Source organism: Haloarcula onubensis (assembly GCF_031624605.1).
GTDB lineage: Archaea > Halobacteriota > Halobacteria > Halobacteriales > Haloarculaceae > Haloarcula > Haloarcula onubensis.
Genome location: NZ_JAMQOS010000006.1, coordinates 221,856 through 240,722, shown reverse-complemented (window position 1 = coordinate 240,722; position 18,867 = coordinate 221,856). Strand labels below are relative to the sequence as shown.

19 protein-coding genes and 2 pseudogenes are annotated in these 18,867 nt (G+C 56.1%); 16 read left to right on the top strand and 5 right to left on the bottom strand.

What is annotated here, in order from left to right; genetic code table 11:
• Positions 1-87: 87 nt before the first annotated feature.
• Positions 88-1,008: pseudogene (locus tag NDI86_RS22175) on the top strand (replication factor A); the annotation flags it as partial.
• Positions 1,009-1,729: 721 nt separating this feature from the next.
• Here the strand turns inward: NDI86_RS22175 and NDI86_RS17725 are convergent.
• Positions 1,730-2,125: a hypothetical protein gene (locus NDI86_RS17725; RefSeq protein ID WP_310901705.1), complete on the bottom strand. Its 396-nt coding sequence runs from the start codon at positions 2,123-2,125 to the stop codon at positions 1,730-1,732.
• A gap of 171 nt (positions 2,126-2,296) precedes the next feature.
• Here NDI86_RS17725 and NDI86_RS17720 point away from each other — a divergent pair, with 171 nt between their 5' ends.
• Positions 2,297-2,761, top strand: a complete 465-nt coding sequence (locus NDI86_RS17720; protein ID WP_310901704.1) for a hypothetical protein — start codon at positions 2,297-2,299, stop codon at positions 2,759-2,761.
• Positions 2,762-2,947: 186 nt separating this feature from the next.
• On the opposite strand, the gene NDI86_RS17715 is transcribed toward NDI86_RS17720, so the two are convergent.
• Complete coding sequence (locus NDI86_RS17715; protein WP_310901703.1) at positions 2,948-4,588, bottom strand: single stranded DNA-binding domain-containing protein; 1,641 nt, start codon at positions 4,586-4,588, stop codon at positions 2,948-2,950.
• A 905-nt stretch (positions 4,589-5,493) separates the two neighbouring features.
• Here NDI86_RS17715 and NDI86_RS17710 point away from each other — a divergent pair.
• The 5 genes and pseudogenes from NDI86_RS17710 to NDI86_RS17690 all read left to right on the top strand — a co-directional run bounded on the left by NDI86_RS17710 (position 5,494) and on the right by NDI86_RS17690 (position 7,051).
• The gene (locus tag NDI86_RS17710) at positions 5,494-5,745 is read left to right on the top strand and encodes a hypothetical protein (protein WP_310901702.1); all 252 of its coding nucleotides are present in this window, start codon (positions 5,494-5,496) and stop codon (positions 5,743-5,745) included.
• A gap of 80 nt (positions 5,746-5,825) precedes the next feature.
• Complete coding sequence (locus tag NDI86_RS17705) at positions 5,826-6,092, top strand: AbrB/MazE/SpoVT family DNA-binding domain-containing protein (protein WP_310901701.1); 267 nt, start codon at positions 5,826-5,828, stop codon at positions 6,090-6,092.
• Positions 6,086-6,292: pseudogene (locus NDI86_RS17700) on the top strand (type II toxin-antitoxin system PemK/MazF family toxin); the annotation flags it as partial. The gene NDI86_RS17705 and the pseudogene NDI86_RS17700, both read left to right, overlap by 7 nt.
• A 131-nt stretch (positions 6,293-6,423) precedes the next feature.
• A complete protein-coding gene (locus tag NDI86_RS17695) occupies positions 6,424-6,648 on the top strand; it encodes a hypothetical protein (protein WP_310901700.1) in 225 nt (74 codons plus the stop codon).
• A gap of 67 nt (positions 6,649-6,715) precedes the next feature.
• Positions 6,716-7,051 (top strand): hypothetical protein, encoded by a 336-nt coding sequence (locus NDI86_RS17690; RefSeq protein ID WP_310901699.1) that lies wholly within the window; start codon positions 6,716-6,718, stop codon positions 7,049-7,051.
• Positions 7,052-7,321: 270 nt separating this feature from the next.
• Here the strand turns inward: NDI86_RS17690 and NDI86_RS22270 are convergent, their stop codons facing one another.
• On the bottom strand, positions 7,322-7,474 hold the full coding sequence (locus NDI86_RS22270) for a DUF7837 family putative zinc-binding protein (RefSeq protein ID WP_470303456.1): 153 nt from the start codon (positions 7,472-7,474) through the stop codon (positions 7,322-7,324).
• A gap of 235 nt (positions 7,475-7,709) precedes the next feature.
• Between NDI86_RS22270 and NDI86_RS22265 the strand changes: the two genes are divergently transcribed.
• The 6 genes from NDI86_RS22265 (at position 7,710) to NDI86_RS17660 (ending at position 13,288) form a co-directional block, all read left to right on the top strand.
• On the top strand, positions 7,710-8,207 hold the full coding sequence (locus NDI86_RS22265) for a DUF7995 family protein (RefSeq protein ID WP_470303455.1): 498 nt from the start codon (positions 7,710-7,712) through the stop codon (positions 8,205-8,207).
• 87 nt (positions 8,208-8,294) lie between these two features.
• The gene (locus tag NDI86_RS17680; protein ID WP_310901697.1) at positions 8,295-8,822 is read left to right on the top strand and encodes a hypothetical protein; all 528 of its coding nucleotides are present in this window, start codon (positions 8,295-8,297) and stop codon (positions 8,820-8,822) included.
• A gap of 31 nt (positions 8,823-8,853) precedes the next feature.
• A complete protein-coding gene (locus NDI86_RS17675; RefSeq protein WP_310901696.1) occupies positions 8,854-9,843 on the top strand; it encodes a transcription initiation factor IIB in 990 nt (329 codons plus the stop codon).
• A 336-nt stretch (positions 9,844-10,179) separates the two neighbouring features.
• Positions 10,180-11,130 carry a MarR family transcriptional regulator gene (locus NDI86_RS17670; RefSeq protein WP_310901695.1) on the top strand — a complete coding sequence of 317 codons (951 nt, stop codon included), beginning with the start codon at positions 10,180-10,182 and terminating at the stop codon, positions 11,128-11,130.
• Between the two features lie 205 nt (positions 11,131-11,335).
• Complete coding sequence (locus NDI86_RS17665) at positions 11,336-12,442, top strand: DNA polymerase sliding clamp (protein WP_310901694.1); 1,107 nt, start codon at positions 11,336-11,338, stop codon at positions 12,440-12,442.
• 27 nt (positions 12,443-12,469) lie between these two features.
• Entirely contained in the window at positions 12,470-13,288 is an 819-nt protein-coding gene (locus tag NDI86_RS17660) for a DUF6166 domain-containing protein (protein ID WP_310901693.1), read from the top strand.
• 102 nt (positions 13,289-13,390) lie between these two features.
• On the opposite strand, the gene NDI86_RS17655 is transcribed toward NDI86_RS17660, so the two are convergent.
• Both NDI86_RS17655 and NDI86_RS17650 read right to left on the bottom strand, forming a co-directional pair.
• A complete protein-coding gene (locus tag NDI86_RS17655) occupies positions 13,391-13,642 on the bottom strand; it encodes a type II toxin-antitoxin system HicA family toxin (protein ID WP_310901692.1) in 252 nt (83 codons plus the stop codon).
• Positions 13,643-13,903 (bottom strand): type II toxin-antitoxin system HicB family antitoxin, encoded by a 261-nt coding sequence (locus tag NDI86_RS17650; protein WP_121513016.1) that lies wholly within the window; start codon positions 13,901-13,903, stop codon positions 13,643-13,645.
• 647 nt (positions 13,904-14,550) lie between these two features.
• Between NDI86_RS17650 and NDI86_RS17645 the strand changes: the two genes are divergently transcribed.
• The 3 genes from NDI86_RS17645 (at position 14,551) to NDI86_RS17635 (ending at position 18,589) form a co-directional block, all read left to right on the top strand.
• Positions 14,551-16,047, top strand: coding sequence for a hypothetical protein (locus NDI86_RS17645; protein WP_310901691.1), 1,497 nt, complete (start codon positions 14,551-14,553; stop codon positions 16,045-16,047).
• A gap of 64 nt (positions 16,048-16,111) precedes the next feature.
• Positions 16,112-17,722 (top strand): AAA family ATPase, encoded by a 1,611-nt coding sequence (locus NDI86_RS17640; RefSeq protein WP_310901690.1) that lies wholly within the window; start codon positions 16,112-16,114, stop codon positions 17,720-17,722.
• A gap of 387 nt (positions 17,723-18,109) precedes the next feature.
• Positions 18,110-18,589 (top strand): hypothetical protein, encoded by a 480-nt coding sequence (locus tag NDI86_RS17635; protein ID WP_310901689.1) that lies wholly within the window; start codon positions 18,110-18,112, stop codon positions 18,587-18,589.
• The last annotated feature ends 278 nt before the right edge of the window (positions 18,590-18,867 follow it).

The window sequence follows — 18,867 nt, the reverse complement described above, 5'->3', positions numbered from 1 at the left end:
GTGTCTCGAACGCTTACTCCAGTTCCTCCTCGGAGAACAACGATGTCCAGTACTGTTGCCCCTGACCTGCAGAATCGTATACAGACCATCAGCGACGTATTTGCGGAGTTCGACGAGTCTCAAGTTAACGATGGAAGTGACCCGACGTTCGTCCTCGACCAGCGCGATATCGAGGACCAACTGGAGCGGATGTGCGCCTACCGCGTGCCGGCGGACGAGGCTGTTCGAACCGTCGTTCGGAAGGCCTGCACCGATGCCAACCTCGACCGAGACGATCTCACTGACGACCTCGCCAAACTGGCTGGCTACAGCGGCCGTCCCCAGAAGGCCACTCGGACGATGCTCAACAGCATCGATGAGGCCGACAAGTGGGTCGACATCGTCGCCGAAGTCGTCGAACTGTGGGAGCCCCGGAGCGAAAAGATCGCCCAGGTCGGACTGCTGGGTGACGAGTCTGGCCGACTCAAGTTCGTCGTGTGGGCCAGTGCCGACCTGCCCGAACTCGAAGAGGGTGGTACCTACAAATTCGACAGCGTCGTCACCGACGAGTACCAAGGTCGGTTCTCGGTGAGTTGCAACTCCGCGACCTCGATCAGCGGGACAGACCAGTCCGTCGAGGTCAGCGACGGCACGACCGAAGTCGTCGGGAGCATCGTCGACGTCCAGGAAGGTTCGGGCCTCATCAAGCGCTGTGGACAGGATGACTGCACTCGCGTTCTCCGGAACGGCCGGTGTGCCGACCACGGACAGCGTGACGGCGACTTCGACCTTCGGATCAAGGCGATCCTCGACGACGGCGAGCGATCGGTCAGTGTGCTGTTCAACGAGGAAGCCACGGAAGCGGTCACTGGCATCTCGTTGGACGATGCGACGACGATGGCGATGGACGCACTCTCGACCGATGTCGTCGCCGACGAGATCAGCGAGCAGCTCCTGGGTCGCCGGTTTCGGATAGCCGGCAGCATCTTCGGGACCTACTTCCTTGTAGACGAGGCTGAAGAGACCGACGCTGTGTCAGCCGGGTTGGATGCAGATGCAGTCGCACCCGCGCTCACGCAGCGCCAGCCAGCGACGCGGCTGTTCGCTGAGGAGCTCAACGCGACTACGCACACGTTCCAGGAATCCGACGAAGACCGGGCTCCCGTATACGGCTTGACGCCAACCGGGATCGGCATCAACCGGGTGTTCGTCGTCGGGACGCTTACTGAGACAGCTGATGTCGGTAACGATTCGGAGTACTGGCAGGGGAAGGTGTTCGCAGCTAGCTCCCCCGTCTATGTCTACGCCGGCCAGTACCAGCCCGAAGCGATGGCAGCCCTCCGAGCAGCGGAGACTCCAACCTACGTCGCTATCGTCGGCAAGATTCGGACCTACGAATCGGGAGATCGAGTCAACGTCGCCATCGAGCCAGAGTCGATCACCGAGGTTGATGAGTCGACTCGGGAAGCGTGGGTTGCTGAAGCGGCGGCTCAGACCAGTCGTCGGATCGAGGCGTTCGAGGCAGGGGAGGCCCCGTTCGGTGCTCAGGCACAGGACGAATACGGTGAACGCCTCAATGATCTCCGAGAGGCCGTCGTCGCTATTGAGGACGGCAAATCTCACAACACCGAAGTATAGGCGCGGTCATTCAGAATTTGCTTTTTCGGCTATATTGAAATCCCGTCAGTTCGACATTTCTTACGCTGAAACAGCCGTTAGGTAGGTTTGCGAATCGACCGAATCAACTCTCCTACTGAGTGAGAAATTCAACGTCAAAGTCGGGAGTTAAAGTGATAATTAGAGATTCGCTTTCCTCACCGGACGGAGACCATTGGGTCGTATGGACACCGCTGTCTTGATCTGTTTCTACTGCTTCAAATTCAACCTGTACCTCGTATGTCCCCGGAGGAGCAACATCAGTGAGTGTTCCACGGTATCGCTCTGTCGGTGGTGTTCTTGTTCTTGTCTCATACACCGTCCCTGACTCTGAGAATAGCCCTCCGTTTCTCTGAACGGCTATCTCTTTCCATACCTCTTGATTTGTTTGATTTGCAATCTGAATATTTCCACTTTCAGAACGGTTTAACGAGCACCCGGATAGAGGAATAGCTACAGCAACCGAGCCAAGCATGGACCGTCGCTTCATTTCGTATTCCTGAACAGTCGATCAGTAAATATTTTGTCTGTTCTGAGCAATCTGTGCTTCACCTGTATTGACCACAACCGGAAGTGAATATCTCCCCTGCTGAGGATTTCAACAGAGCCGCGTTTTCCATTTTCCCCTCAGATATATGCCTGCTATCAACGAACTCCATCTATGCTCGTTCCTGAGAAGTACATCATTGAGGAGAACGAGATTGACGAGCAGGAGGTAGGGCGGGACCCTCCGGGGGTCCACCTTGGATATAATCATACGGAGCCGTCAGTCATCAGAGACGGCGTTGATTTCATCGCTGTCATCGATCAGAGTGACGACGTTTACCGGATCGACTACTGGGGATACGACTTCGGCCGGATGTACATCACTTCAGAGGGTGTTCAAGAACTCGGTCAGCGACTCGCCTACGAGGACGATGAGATCCCTTCGTGGACACTCGACCCCGAGACTGTCGACGCCAATGACCCGCCATGGTGGTTGCCTGATGACACCGCTATCGATCCCACAGCTGCTTGTGATAACTGTGAGGAGACCGTTTCGGTTCGGGAGGTCGTCACTCCACGGCATCAGCCAGTGGACGTGGACGGGACCGTATTCTGTCGCGATTGCTGGGAACAGCGTTGACCAATCTGGGCCACTGATCTGCTAAATGAGGCAGGAAAGTGTACCCGCCCCATTGTTACCCCACAAAATTGCAGTGTATTTGTTTACGTGGGGTAACTACACTGTCTACAATTGCTCTCGTTCAGGTGTTCGGAAAGAGGTGGTTAGATTTCTGAGTCCGGAGGGGACTCTGGTTGCTACAGTTCGTTACGGTTCAGTCGTTACCTTCCTGCCAGTCATCGTCTCCGCATCAGACGTTCCAACGCTCTCAACGTTTTCCTGTGCGAGCCACCAGTCAGGTGTCCAGTCCGTCACCGGGAACACCCAGCTCTCAGAACCTCGCCAGTACGCAATGGGATTCTTAGACACTGGTTTGCCAATCGTCTTTGGACCAGTTCGCTGATGGTGTCGGTGCTGTCGTGACTTTTGGGCCGTCGCAGCATTGGGTGACGGTTCGTCACGTTCCGATTCGTCACTTGCGCGTTCGAGAATCGTGAGTTCGCTGTCTCGACGAGTCTCGAAGGTGGCTTCGTTGCCGTACCACCCTTTAATGACATTCTCAACACGGACAACGTCTCCGACGTGCAGTTCGGGGAAGCGGTGTGAGCGGATGAGCGTTCGACCGCCGAAATCCGTTGGATCTGGCGTTGGTCGCGTCTCATCCCACTCGCTTTTCGCCCAAATTGCAAACCGTATCGTTCCGGTCTCGTCCTGAAGTACGCCGGCCTGCTTGATTCCGGGGTGAGTGTTCTCGAAGAGGATCGAAACACGACCCTGCGTGGAGAACCGCCCCTTCGTCTGTGCAGTCGACATATATCGGACGTTGCCGATCTTCTGGACGTTCTGGGGATCGTTCGCTTCGTCTTCGGCCTGTCTGAGCAGTGCATTCGTCGGCTTGACGCCACGGTTGACCCGCTCTGCGAGTGCGAGTGCAAGCGTCAGCGGACTCTTGCGCACCTCATAGACCTTTTCGAAGTCGTCACTCAGGAGTCGGTGCGCCATCGCACAGACTTCCTCGTGTTCGTCGGGATCCAGCTCGAGCAACGGGCGAAGGCGGTCCTTGTGGGCCTGCTTCGCTCGTTTCTCTCGGGCCTCAGCGAGTTCAGCCGCGGTGGGCCGGGTCGAAGCGAGTTCGTCGAAGCGGTTGTTCAGCCACTTCGCGTGACCGACTAGCTCGACGTCGTCGCTCAGTTCGCCAGGGTGGCAGATGCCATCCGTGACTTTGCGTTTCTCGGCCTCCAATGCGAGTGATCGCTCGATAGACTCCAGAGAGCTGCCTGCGAACTGCTCGGGCTCCGTGACCAGGTCACCGAGACGGACGTATTCGCCATCGGGGAGCAAGACCTCCAGATCGGCGGTCTCGAGTCCCGTGGTTGTCTCCGTCCGCTCAGCGTGGTCGTGGGTCTCTGCGTCGTCCGGTCGGTCGTACGCTTGCATCCGGCGGTCGACAGCCTTGGAAGTGGGTGTCGGCGGCGTGTGTGCAGTCGTGCGGCCGGCGGATTCGTCGAGGCCACTGGCGACACCAACGACTTGTTCGCCGGTCGGATCGACGAATTTCGAGCTGGCGTTACCAGGGTTCCACGATGCGAGATCGCCTGCTGAATCGGGCTCGATGAGCGCGTCAGCGGGCTGGCCGTTCGCGTTCGTTCGGGCTCTCATGAGCTGTCCTCGTTCTGGGACGATGGGGTCGCCATCAGACGTGTACCCGTACAGTCCATCGACGGGTTCAGCACGCGTCCCGAAGTCCGTCTTCGCTGCCGTCCGCTCCGTGTAGACGTCACCATCTCCGCGCTGTTCCATCGCGACCTCGGGGTCGATTCGGGAGTCAGCGTTGGCTGGGGTGTCCATGAGCGCCCAGAGAAGTCCTGCCAGTCTTGCGACCAGGCGAGTTCTCGTCGTGGGTTCAGTGGCGGAACGGCGCTGCTCTTGGTCTTCCCGGTAAGCCCGGAAGTACGGAGAGCGACCGTCTTCAGTACGCGTCGTTGCGGTCCCATGTTGTTCGTTCGTCTGCTTCGTCGCCTCTATCGTCGCCGATAGGTTCTTATCTGCTGTGTTGCTACTGTTCATTGCAATTCCCTAGATTGCAGGTGAGGCTTCTGGCCTCACACTCTACACTGCGTAGCGGAGCATAGGTATATCGCCGATTGAGCTGTTGATATCGGTGTTTTCTAAGGAATCCCCACACTTTTCCCACACTCAGATCTCCGTTTACACGACGTATTTGGTCCTTCGAACTGACCGCCTTGTTACCCCACAAACCACTCGTTGTCGTAATCTGTGGGGTAACACTCTCCGAGATTAGAACCGAATCCCAGGGCAAATCCATTAATGTGGAACCAGCCACTACGAGATGGCACGAGGCATATTCGATGACTGGCGAAGAAGATACTCAGAAGAGTTCGCTCGAAGCGTTCCTGAGCGGGTCTGGTCTCGATCCAGAAACGCTCGGTGAGCCCCCACTTCGAGATGGCGAAGACCCGCTACTTTCACGCGACCGTGTCGAATTCGAATCTGGCGACGAGTAGGTGGGTAATATGGACGGGATGGTTGAATCTCTCGAAATACTTAGAACCTGACAGGGATGTCGTGCGAGATATAGGGCTCAAGTCAGCATGACCGCTCTGTTTCTTGCAGCTGCTCTCAACTGGATCACCTGCTCACTACGTATGCGTAGTTAATTGTTTGGCTCTCCATCAGCAGATGGTCATCAACGTCACCGAAAGTACTTATAGAGTCAATAGATATTAATTTCCATGCCCGCATTCGGAATTGGAACCCCGCTATTCCTCATCGCACAAGCCCTCATCTCGTCGTTCGTATACTCCGAGGCGAAAAAGTATGGCTCACGTTCCCCGTTAGTCGTAGGAGTATCCGTATTCGTCGTGGGAGTGGGGCTTGCATTCATATTCAGTACTGTCATCGAATTAGTTGCAGTCGAACTTCTCGTCATTCTCATTTACCTTCTTGGAGTGAACGCTGCTAAACGACGTTCTGCATCCGCCTGACCAGTTCTGTTATCCGATTCGCCTGTGTTGACTGCCTTCCGGCTAAAGGGTTTACGAGTATGAATACGATATGAATATGTATGAGTAAGGGCGAACGGCGGAAAGTTGGGAAGCGAGGGCAAGTGACGATCCCCAAAGAGCTCCGCGAACGGTTCGGAATTGAGGGAGGAGACGATGTCCTGATTCACGAAGAGGCTGGGAAAATCGTTATCGAACGGTCAATCACTCGTGAAGAGTTGGCTGAGGGGTACCGCCAGCGTGCCCAACGGACCCGCGAACTCACCGACGAATTGGCGGGCGTCTCCACGGAGGCCAATGCCGACTTAGGCGATGTCCCAGAGTGGTAGCGGATGGGCACGTCTTCCGTCGAGGAGATGTCGTCATTGTCGAACCCGATCCGACACAGGGGTCCGAACAGCGGGGAACGCGCCCGTGTCTCGTCGTACAGAATGACGTCGGGAATGCCAACGCCCCGACAACCATCGTTGTCCCGTTCACCACCTCCTTCGGCGAGCAACTCTATCCGTTCGAAGTACTCGTTCCAGCCTAAGAGTTTGCGCTTCGGGACGATTCCCAACGGTCTGAAACGGCTGTCGCGTATGATCTACGAATCGAGCTGGACCCGAACTTTCTCAACGCCTGCTGCAGAGTTATATCGGTGGCGAACGAGAGGACGCCATGGATTCAGACTCACACGGCACCATTGCTCTCGGACTCGGACTGGGCAACGCTCTTGGAGCCGGTACTGGGGTAGCTATCGGCGCTATCACCGGTGACCTGCCCTTCTGGCTCGGCTTAGGTATCGGCCTCGGATCAAGTATGGGAACCGCCCTCGGGGTTGTGTTCGCCCGGGGCGGCAACGGCAGTGAAACAGATGGAGCAGGACGCTTCGAATCCGTTTAATCGACCACGCTGATACCAGTGGAAGACTCAATAAACGCTACTGTACCATAACAACCGGAGGAGCAGGATGAGTAGCAACGATACGAAACACGTTCAAATCGAGCTGAACAAGGAGGAATACGAGCGATTTCGAAAGTTCGCAGAGGAACATGGACTGACACTCAAAGAAGCCGGTCACGAGGCGATACTAGAGTGGGTCGAACGTCAGCAACAGGCTGGTCCGAATGATGCAGCCTTCACCGTCCTCGATGAGCTTGCTGACTCCTCGCTTTCGAGAGCAGGACAGACAGACGCCAGAGAGGAGGACGATCTCGTTGACGAGTGGGACAGCACCGATGAACCGTTCGTTCTCGCTGAGGATCCCTCCCAGAACCCTAACGTCGATAGCGGAGATGGACATTGATCACATCCTTACGTATGACCGGCACTATGACGTCTTCGACGTTACGATGCTTCAGTACCGGAGACACAAGTGATAACATGACTGAAACTACGCCACAGTTGCATCCAATGGAGCGTGAACAGCTTCGGATTGCGTCGACCCTTGCGGTAAGGCGGTTGCCGAGCACAAGAGTGTAATCTCATCTCTCGTCTGCTCGAAGAAATCCAAGACGAAGGAGCGGGTATATCCAGAGATGATATGCCTGCCAAGGAGTCCCTTTTTCGGAATAACTCACTGGGGTTCGACGACGTCGTCACACTCTGGGCACTCAGCCCACACACCTGTCTGGCCCTCGGTGTTCTCGTACTCGATGAGCATCCAAGCCCGTGTTATTTTCGTCGCGCAGTCCGGACACCGACCCAGAACGTCATCGTCAGGTGTCATGCAAAGGGAGTGGACGGAGCGTGTGACATGTTCCGTCCATACGATGCTGTGGGCCCTGATATTGTAAGACTTGTCCGAGAGTGTGTGACTTGCACTCTTGGTTAGGTTGAACTATCTTAGCTTCAACTAAGATAGGTCGAACGACTTTTATTCCGCAACCGCACTCTCTCCTGAATCTTCGGAATAGGGTCTAAGAGTCTGATTTATCGACCCTGAAAGGGGTGAGGAATAGAAAATGCATATGCTAATAAGAGTACTCGTCCCTGCAGTCGATGGCTCGGAGGCGGTTAGTACAGCTCGGTACGCACTCGACCGCTTGATTGGAATCGGTGACGGGGCTTCGACGGCGTTCGACTACTACAAAACGCTTGATGAATCGACCGCTCGGTATCGAGATCATCCCCGCTACGGCGGCCTCGAGCCAGCCCTGTCCCTACAGTCGGAGACGGGAAGGCAATTTCTCGAAGACGCTGTCGAAGCACAAGAAGCGTGGTTCCATGAGACACTCGACAAACTACGAGTGAAACTCGAGTCCCTCGACTCTGAGTCCGTAATGGACGATGTCGATCTCACTCGGTTCGATTGTTATCGGCTCGGTCAGTTCGCTGGCCCCTCCGTGTGGATCTACGACCGACACGGCGCCGGTCTTCGGTCTCGGCCCGCGGTCGAACAGCATCTCGAACACAACGGTGAGGACGAGTTCTGGGTGGTCCCCGCTGATGTCCACTACTGAGCATTCAATCCGAATTTTATCTTCGACGAATCGGCGCGGGTCGTGTGCTTCGGATTCGCTCACTCCAGAGTTCTCTGTGGAGGATCGATGAGCTTCTATGCGACAGTCGCTGGGTACATCCAGTACCGGAGCCAGACGTTCCTCGATGCCGCACTCGACAAGTTACGACATGGAGGCTGGCTCGACACCGAGAACCGATGGAGAACTGACGGTCGGTCTGGAGAAGACGCTCATCCATCCTCGGTGGATCCCGAGAACCTACTCCTGGTCGTTCCGTCAGATCTGTACCGAAATCTCGCTCGGATCTCGACCAGCCTGTTCGTCGGAGCAACTGACGGTGTCCTCGTGATTAGCTCCGTGGATGGCTGCTTCGATGCGTGGGTGGAACGACCCCTTCCAGCAGCTGCTGCTCCAGATCCCACGACAGACGCGATTACGAGTATCGAGGCAGTCGATCTCGAAGCGCTTGCTCGGAAATACGATCTCGGTGTGAAACGGTTCGGAGCCTCAACCCCTGTCGAATACGCAGCTTGGCAGAATCGAGTTCTCCGTGCATTCCACCGCGAATTCGACCCGAAACTGCCATCCAACCTGACTGGCCCCGACTTCGAGTAGTCCGCTCCCGGAGCCCTCCCTTCGATCAACCATGTCTACAGATTCATCCAGCGTCGCGACGGAACACACTGAACAGCCTGAAAAGAACGATGTTGAGACTCACGAACGACTCTCTACGACCGACCAGTGCCCCGAGTGTTCTGAGGTCAAGCTTAGACGAGATGGTACTGAGAGGTACTGTCCTGAGTGTGGGCTCGTCGTCGACGAGGACTGTATCGACTACGGTCCTGAATGGACGCCATACGACCCCGAAGAGCGACATCGCGTTGGTGGGCCAGTGACGAATGCCCGCCACGACTGGGGCATCTCTGCGGAGATTGGCTGGTACCGTGATGCACGTGGGCAGCAGCTACCAGCCGCAAAACGTCGGAAACTGAACCGGCTTCGGCGATGGGACCGCCAAGCCCAGTTCGAAGGGAAGGCAGAGCAGAACCTTGCACATGGGCTCTCGGAAATCCGGCGTATCATCGGCGCGCTCGATCTTCCCGAGAGCATCTGTACGCAGGCGTGCGCCCTCTATCGGACTGCTGCGAACGAGGACCTCATCCGTGGTCGCTCGATCGAAGCTATGGCGGCTGCCGGCGTGTATGCAGCCTGTCGATGTTCGGGACTCCCTCGGACAATCGAGGAGGTCGGAGGGGTGTCGACTGTCTCCAGAAAGCGGATCAGCAACGCGTACAGCGTGCTGAATAACGAACTCGATCTTCCGGCAATTCCGATGACTCCCGTTCAGTATGTCCCACGATTCGCATCGGACCTCGATCTCTCACGAGAAGTGCGCCAACGCGCCCTGAAGTTGGCTCGAGAAGCGTCCGAAGTCGGTCTCGGGAACGGCTGTCGACCAACCGGCGTTGCCGCTGCCTGCGTCTATGAGGCTGCTCTGGAAGCTGACGAGAAAGTCACCCAAACGAGTCTCGCTGACCTCGCGAATGTCTCCGCTATGACGCTCCGTGAGCAATGGAAGAAACTCCAATCGATGCTCAAACACCTAGCGGACTCAGGAATGGAGGTACACGGATGACTTCTTGCGGTGAACGGTCGTCGCAGCCGGTCACCAACGCGGAGTGGACGATTGATTTCGAGCGGGCGGGATGGGCCCCAGGTGACGAATGCCCCAACTGTGGTCACGGGGCGGTTCATGCTATCGTTCGAGCAGGCGTACTCTTCCATGACGACGGAAGTTGGGAGTTCGACGAAACTCTGGCTGTATACGAAGCTTTCTGTCCATCCTGTGATTGGCTTCCACCGGTTTCGATGTAGCACGAACTCGTCGGCAGCGGGATAGACGTGACACAGGAAGTATGTAAACAAAAATCCAGAAACATATTTAGACGAATTGAATATATTATTTATAGAGATGCTGACGAAGGCCGGCCTTGCGCTGCTAGACGCGCTTAGCGCTGGCCGTGAGTCAACGCCAGACGAACTCGCGACTGAAACCGAGTATTCTCAGGACCATATCTACGACGTCCTCGATGAGTTGCTCGAGGACGGCTTGCTCACCGAAACTCGTGGTTCGAAGAACCGACGTCTCGTCCGAGTGACGAACCATCCAGTCGTTGAGTCGTATCGAAATCTCCGTTCGAAGCTTGGCCACGTCGATTGGACTGAGATCCTTTCGCCAGCTACGCTGCGAGTGTGCTGGTTTCTGGGTGAACCACGTCGAGTGACTGAGATCGCAGATCGACTTGACATCACCCGGCAGGGCGTCTACAACGCGTTGTCGCCGCTCAAGCATCGAGCGATGCTGTCGCCATTTGGGCCCGAATATGGGTTGGTTGAAGACCTCTTACCACTGCTAACGTTCGCACGAGAAGTCGTTACCCATGAACATCGCTCGCGGGCTCGAAAACTCGCTCCGAGTGCGACTGTCGAGTGGTGCGACCCGAAGCGAGCCCTCGTTCGCGTCCAGATGTCCGAGGATACGACCGCACTAGAGTCGGCCGCGGAGTGGCGGGTGACTGGACTCGCACGATTCCAGGAGTACGGTCTACAGTTCTTCCTTGCTGGTGAACCCGCGTTCTGGTACGCTCCGGATGAAGACCTCACGCCCTCGGAGGTCGTGTGCCACACCCTCGTCCTCGATAGCGGCTCGCGACGCGTCAGTTACTCGATGCTGCTGATCGAGAAGTTGGATATCGACCAAGGCAGCCTCACAGAAACGGCAACGTGGTACGATCTGGAGACAGCGGTGGCCGCGATGTACCGACCCCTTCACGGAGAGTTCGAGGTTGCTGACGACCTCCCGGTGGTCCTCCCGAGTGAATCAGAATTTACTGCCCTCAAAGAGCAGTACGGTGTCTCGTAAGTGAAACACGGATTCTGTAGCTCAACGCGACTACTGTCTGAAGCCAGTAATACCTGATTGCTAGTTTTGCTGCGTCCTGTGCTATACCTCGGCTAGCATTCCCGAGTCGAGATTTATCTTCTCTCAAGAGAATGAGGGGAAGGCGAGTTGACTCAACGATTGCCCGTCGGACTCGTGCTTTCGCTCTATCGTGCCATAGAACCCTATGAGTATAGAAACATCCACAGACCGTTCTGACGAAGAACAGACTGAGAACAGCCGTTCAGATGCGTCCGCACAGCCAGAGACTGTCGCGGAGCCCTCCGAACAACTACCAGATTTCGTCGACATCTCTGGTCTCGACACGGAACAAGCGACCCGTCTGCGCGAACAGGGAATCAAAACGATCGAGGCTCTCGAAGCCGCTGACTCCGAGACAATCGCGGAGTTTGCAAACGTCAGCGTGGAACAGGCTGTCGATTGGCTGGAACAAGCCCGAGTCCTCGAATCTGAGACAGAGGCAGAACCAAAAGCAGATGTCGATACTGATGGGGAGGAAGCAACGGATGAGATTGCTTCAGAGCCACCGTCGACGTTCCGAGCAACCATCCAGGCAAGTCCTCTAAAAGCTATCCTCAAGGCACTTCGGGCGAACGTCGACGAAGCCCGATTCAAGATCGACGAATCTGGAATTCGCGTCCGTGCAGTCGATCCCGCCAACGTCGCAATGGACGATCTCACTCTGAATGCCTCAGCATTCGAGTCGTACGATGCTACTCCAGGTGTCCTCGGTCTTGACCTGGACCGCTTCGCTGATCCCGTGAACCTCGCAAAGAAAGACGATCTGGTCCAGTTCAGTCTCGATAGAGAGACACGCAAGCTGGTTGTCTTCGTCGACGGCATCGAGTTCCGAATGGCTTGTCTCGATCCAGCGACCATCAGAGCAGAGCCGACGCTCCCTGAGCTGAAACTACCAGCGAGCGCTACGCTCAACCGCGACGTTCTCCAGCAAGGGGTCAAAGCCGCAGACCTCGTTGCTGACCACGTCGGCTTCCGGATGGACGCCGACGATGAGGTTCTCACAATCGAAGCAGAAGGCGATACTGACGCTGTCGACTTCCAGCTTGATGCGGAGGAACTCGACCAGGCTACGTTCGCTGAAGCCTCGTCGCTGTTCAGCCTCGACTACATGAAGAAGCTCGTCCGAACCATTCCGAAGGGGGCTAGCGTCACGGTCGACTTCGGGAGCGGGTTCCCAATCATGCTCTCGTACGAACTTGACGATGATGCAGGGTCGATGACCCGGATGCTGGCTCCCCGTATCGAGACGTAACTACTCCCAGACAGTTTTCCACGTACTATGAAAACGAGCTACTCACAGTCAAAGTACCGAGCGCGGCGGTATCGCGGAGAACGCACACTTGGGGGCTGTCTCGTCTACGCCGGCGACGATCTCCTTGACAAACACCTGATGGTGCATACCGTGTCGCCGGGCGGGTTCGATTGGGGGCCGGACGCGTCACCAGAACGCGCTTGCCAACTCGCTATTGCCCTGCTTGCTTCCGCTTTCGGGGTTGAAGTCGCAATTGATGACTATCACCTGTTCGCAGAGAACTTTGTCAGACGCGAACTGAGCGGTGAGGAGTGGTCGATTCGTCTGCAGGATCTCCGAGAGTCGAGCTTTCGGGAACAGTACCTCCACAGGGATTATCCCGAGAACACCGCACCCCAACCGGACAACGTCGCCATCAAAACGATCGACTTGGATTCGATCACTTACGCTGATGAACTTGCCCTGGTCCGACGATACGACGAAGTCCTCTGGAAGAAGGGAAAAATCAGGGGAAACCTGCATCGACTTCAGGAAATCCGACTGGGGAACCGTGATCCTGCTGCCGAATCACTGCCGGAGCAGTGGCTTTCGACACATGGCCGACTGACGTCCGCTGCTGCCAAGCGGGCCATCGCTGAGGAGTTCGAGACGATGGGAGAGTTCGCGGCGTGGGCCTGCTACGCCACTACGCTCAGAACCGTCGATCACGTTGGTGAATCGACCGAGGAGAGAATTCGAAGTCTTCGGCCAACTCTCATTCGCTGGTTCGGTGGTGAAGAGCACATCCCACCCTACGATGACGATCAAGAGATGCTTGTGAGCGGTAATAATCGAGATATACACTGAATAAGGGAAGGAGCGACCTTCTATGTATGGCTCTGTTGAAATCCTACCATTTCGACGTCTGTCTCTCTGAAACAGTCGTTAGGTCGAACTGCGGACTGAGAGCTACAGATTCTGATTAATCCACCGACACCACGAGTGAAAGTCGCTTGCTCCACACTGATTGGCAATTGACTGGAGTGTCCCAGTTGGGATATCATCTGCTGATTTCATTGGCACCGTCACGATACGGACTTCATCTGTGTCAGGCGATTCGTAGCGGAGTTTTAGATGACTGCCAACTCGGCCTGTCCGGACGAACCCGTGGTCAATTAGAACAGATGCGATTTCACGGCCGGAGAAGTTCGTCCGGACCATCTACTGCATAAACTCAGGAAGCTCCTTATCCCCGAGCTCAACGTCTTCAATCCCCCACTCTTCAAGATCGGCGTCAGTGACTGGTTCTCCGCCACCCTCGTGCAACTCAAGGGCCTCCGCAAGCATGCGGAGTGCCTCCGTTTTGGTCTCTCCGAACGAAGCGACGCCAGTTTCGAGGTCACGAGCGGTGATTTGCCCATCGTCCTCGTGAATAAACTCCACGCCTTCTTCGGGAGACTCATCATTCGTTGCACTTGCCATACTTTGAGTAGGTAAAGCGAGGGAATAAGCGTTCGGTTGATGAGCTCTGCGAACCGGAATACTGCGATTTCGGGAGAGCCTGCATTCGGTCAAACTACTCCCCAATCCTGTACATCTCTTAGGATTTCAACAGAGCCGGTCGATAGTGTTTGTGAACCGCCTCGGAGTCAAGTTCCCACGCACTCGCTTTGTTTTCTCTGCAGATCCAGAGCCGCTCATTAGAAAAGAACCTATTCGTTTGCATGGTGCCGAGGGTCCTCAGAACTCGACCGAACCATCCGGGTAGATGCTTCCCGATCTTTCCGGAGCTGCTCTTCTGTCTGGCCAGTAATCTCAGCCAGTTCCTCAATCGAAGGGATGTCTGTCAGCACCGTTCTATCTGTGTCAAAATTTTGGACCTACAAGAATATAGCTTTCGTCAGCTTGCCAATCTGCGCTATCTCAGCTCAATCTGAGTTGCGCTAAATGACACGCATGCCAGCGATGATGAAGAGCAAACAGGCCCGAGAGGAGATTCATCGGCATCCGCTTAGGGGTAGTGCTGTATGAGACAGCGCCGCCCCATTTTACCCTCATCAATGGGTTGAGGGGAAGACTCGTCGAGTGTCCACTATGGCTAGCCTCGACTGTTTCCCATCTGATTCGCAATGTTCACACATACACAGTCAGAAGCGAACCGCGAGCGAGAACACTCCACGTCGAAGTCCCGTTCAGGGGAGGATAACCACCAATCAGCAGTCACATCCACGTCGATCCTCGATCTTCTGGATCAGGAAGCAACGCACGCGTTTGCAGGGTTGACACCGGCAGACGACGCAGTGTATCCAGACGCTGTTTCACCGGAAACGAGGTGTCTGGATCCGGATCCACAGTCGCTGAAAGACGTTCTCAGCGTCCTCCCCCAAGCGAGTTCGGGTGGACTCTGGGCCACAAACGAGTTCGTCGGTGTCGACGGGACCATTGACATCGAAGCTCTTCGCAACGTCGATGGGCTGGATATCGATACACTAGAGACTGCAACTGGCCAGTCACTCTCAGAAATAGCCACGAACGCGTCGTCAGACCCGTTGGTTCGTGTTCGCGATCACCAGGATATCGTCGACGAACGACGCAAAGCGCTCTGCGCACTCGGGTTCGATGTAAAGTTCCGCTGGCAGATCGCCTCTGATCGGTACTCCATCATCAATCCACAAGAGGCGTACTTCCCAATCGTGGGAGCACTCCAGCAGCGCGGTGAGACTGAGGCATTCGGCTGGGCAAGCTACCGGGACTGGGGCGGTCTCCTCAAGATGTTCGTCGTCTGTCCCGGCCTCGAGCACACTGTCACGGCAAGAGAAGACCCCGAGATAGAGGAGGATGCTGACGGTATCACCACCGTCTCTGGGCCAAACGAGTCAGATCTCGTCGTCTACGGTGGATTCGAGACTGGCTACGATTTCCGGGGGACACAGATGCTGTGGGCGAAACCCATCCTCTACTTCCCCGAGACCGGGACTATCGTCCCTGACACAGGCAAGCGCTACACTCGTCGGCACTACGGTCGGGCCACCGACGCCGACCACGAACGGGCGAACGACAGAGTTCCGATCAACGAGTGGTGGAAAGCAATCTACGACGATATCGCTGATCGCCTGGTGAAGGTCGATCTGGCGATTCGCAGAACGCGGGCCATCGCCTACGACTTCGGCGAGCTTCCGTTCGATGCGGCCGGTTGCTACCGCTACTGGGGCGTCGCCAACAGATATGCTGAGGCCGCTGCGGACCGGGCCACGACGCTGGCATCTCCATCATCCCGACCAACCGTTTACAACCTCCAGCTCTCTCTGTTGATCGCACTCCTCGACGAATACGAGGGCTCCTGGGCATCGAATACCCACCAGGAGTACCTTGAGATCGCTGGTGAACTGCTTCGAAAACCGGCGATGATGATTCAACTGGCGATGAAGGAACACGACCGGAAAACCGACGAGCCCGAGGAACGTGTTCTGCCAGCTACTCAGCAGACGCTCAGCGACGCGCTCGAAGACGTCGTCGATATTCCCGGCATCGAGGTAGATACGGAAGCGAATCTCACCGACGGGGCCGCTCAGCGACTCCACGATCGGGTTCAGCACCGCCTCGACGACATCGAAGGCTCGTCCTGAGGGCTGGGCATTTATCAGCCCGAAAGCGGGCGACGGGGCTCCTAACGGGTCTCGCATACGTACTATGTCTTCATCAGAACCCGACCCGACAATCGACCCGCCAGAACCGCTCGTCGTGCTTTCGCACCTGGTGCATCGCCTCCTCAAGCGCGAAGGCGGGACGATCCCGGTCGAACGCGTTACGCTTCGAGTCTGCGATTACGCCGATATCGGTGAGCAAGAGGCCGCTGACCTTATCGATGCTGGGGCAGCGGATGGGATGTTCACGCTCGACCGGGGGTCTGGCGGGAGCACGACAATTGTCGGCGTTTCTCCACAGGGATCAGAACCGCCCGTGATTACGGAAGCGTTCGGTGGTCCCGCTAGCACGTCTGGGGGTGACGATTTCGAAGTTCTCGATGTCGTCACGGAGAGTATTGCGACTGCACTCAGAGATGCAGGCTACAGAACATTTACCGAACTAGTCGACGCCGAAGTCGCTGAGCTTGCGAATCTGACTGGCACGCTAACAGAGAGCCGAGCAGAGGCGATTATTCAGGCCGCTCCCCGGCACGTTCCGGTGGGTGTGTGGCTTTCGCGAGCTGCCGACGCTCGGTACTCCCGTCGACTCGATGAAATGGGGAGGCACGGTGTCGCTCGAGTCCTCGACATCACGACTGCCGATGAACCCGTGGGGGAACCACGCTACCGCACGGATGGCTTGTCACCTGATGCTGTCGACGCACAGTACGTGTCCGATATCGGGCGGAATGCGCAGGACCCTGTCCCAACGGGTCTCCACATCCTCGATAACCCTGACCACCCCGACGTACCGAAGGCAGCGACACATCCAGACGCCGGCGATGACGCACTACCCGTCGACGAAGCGGGCGACGTCGTCCCGCCAGCAGTTCCGACCGAACCACGGCTTCAAATCCCGCTCGACGAACTGCTTGCGAAGAAACTCGCTCGTGGGCTGGTTCCAGTTCGGATTGTTGGCCCGCGAGGCTCTGGGAAGAACTACCTGATCAAGTACCTGTGTCACCGGACGAATCGCGGCTACGTCTCGGTAGACTGTGACGAGGCAACCCATACGGAGGACCTCTTCGGACCACTCACTCCCACTGAAGATGGGTTGATTGCGCCTCGTAACGGTCCCGCAAAGCAAGCGCTGCTGAACGGATCGGTGCTGGTGCTCAACGAGTTCCCGGTGATGCGAGCCGGGGCGGCGATGTCGCTCCATCGTCTGCTCAATGAGGGGAAACTCCTCGTGAAGGCCCACGGCGAACTGGTCGAACCCCATCCGTCAGCGCGAATCGTGATTACGATGAACCCACCGACGCGGGAGTACCGAGATTCTGAGCCGATGAACTCGGCCACTCGTGGCCGGTTCCGAGCGCTGGAACAACCCTACATCCAAGACGTCGACGAAGAGGTCGCCACGCTGGACGCGCAGGTGAATGCCAGTCACGAAGTCGTGGACCGTGGGACGCTCAGGAAGATTGTTCAGTTCGCTCATCAGACCCGGCAGAACGAGAACTGGCCGACTCTCTCGACTCGGAATCTGACGATTCTCTGTGAGCACATTGAGGACGGTGCTTCACCGAAGGCGGCGGTCAAGAACGAGGTATGGGCGGTCGCCGAGCCGAATCAATATCCGGAGGACACCTACGAAACGCTGAACGACTATCTATGATTGTTTTTGAACCTCTTGCCTAACCTGATGGAACAAGTATTGTCTTATTGATATTGTCTCAGGATGTCGTGCAAGATATAGAGGGTGGATGCAGCATCGGGGTCCGACAAATACAAACAGGCATTTCGCCAACACATACCATCACAGCGTCGGGACTGCAACATATGTCCTCCCCCGATTCGCAACCCGGATGGACGTGTCCAGAATACGTTACAACCGTCGTCGATGCCCTCGCTACTGGTGGTTTCGTGTTCTACAGCCCACTCGCGCAGTCCGGTCCAACACTCTATAAATTCTAATGGTAGTTGCTAATCACGCTTTTTTGGATCATATCAAACGGTATACTATTCCCCTAAGAATTATATTTCGGAGAACAAACAGTTAGTTATGAGAATTCGCGGGTTGGAAGTTCCTGAACCACTGGATACGAGGATTATCGAGGTGGAGATAGATCGGATCAGTAACTCTGGAACACCGATTGCATACCCGACCAAACCCAAGTTCCAAGGTCTGTTTTCAAGTGGTGATGGGATTCATCTCTCCGACGGAGAACCAGGCGATGTCTTGGAGGTTTTACTCACGGAAATAGATGAGATGCGAGCAATAGCTGAACCTATCGATAGAGTGGAGTCTTCCGAGGAAACGGGGCAGAGGTTATCTGACGAGGAACGTAAAAAACGACGCAAAGAGATCGCAGAAAAGTCCGAAGCAAATCGGAAAAAGAATGAACAGGCGATTGCAGATGCCGCTGAGGAACTCCCTGTTATCACGGATGACAAGGAGAATAAAAGCGGCGTAGACCGATCACAGGACGATGAAGAGCCATTTGCAGACGGGTTGCGGGACAGCAAGAACGATCTCCTGTAGGATCTCGGAGAGGGCTTTGCTCTCATTATTGGGGGCCGCTGAAACCTGATCCTACCCGGGGTAAAGCTCTGCGGGTCTCTACCAGAAGTGAAGTGCTTTTTATTGGCTATATTTGAAGTTGAGCAGTGACTGGAGAGGCCCTTTCTTGGAACCAGTGAAGCGGCCGTGCTTGACGGAGTCTGCGAGATACGCGCCCTGTATCTTGCACGGGCCTTTTTAACACATATCTGACAGACCGTGTCACTTAGTGTGGTGAGAGTCACATTCTCCGGAGGAAT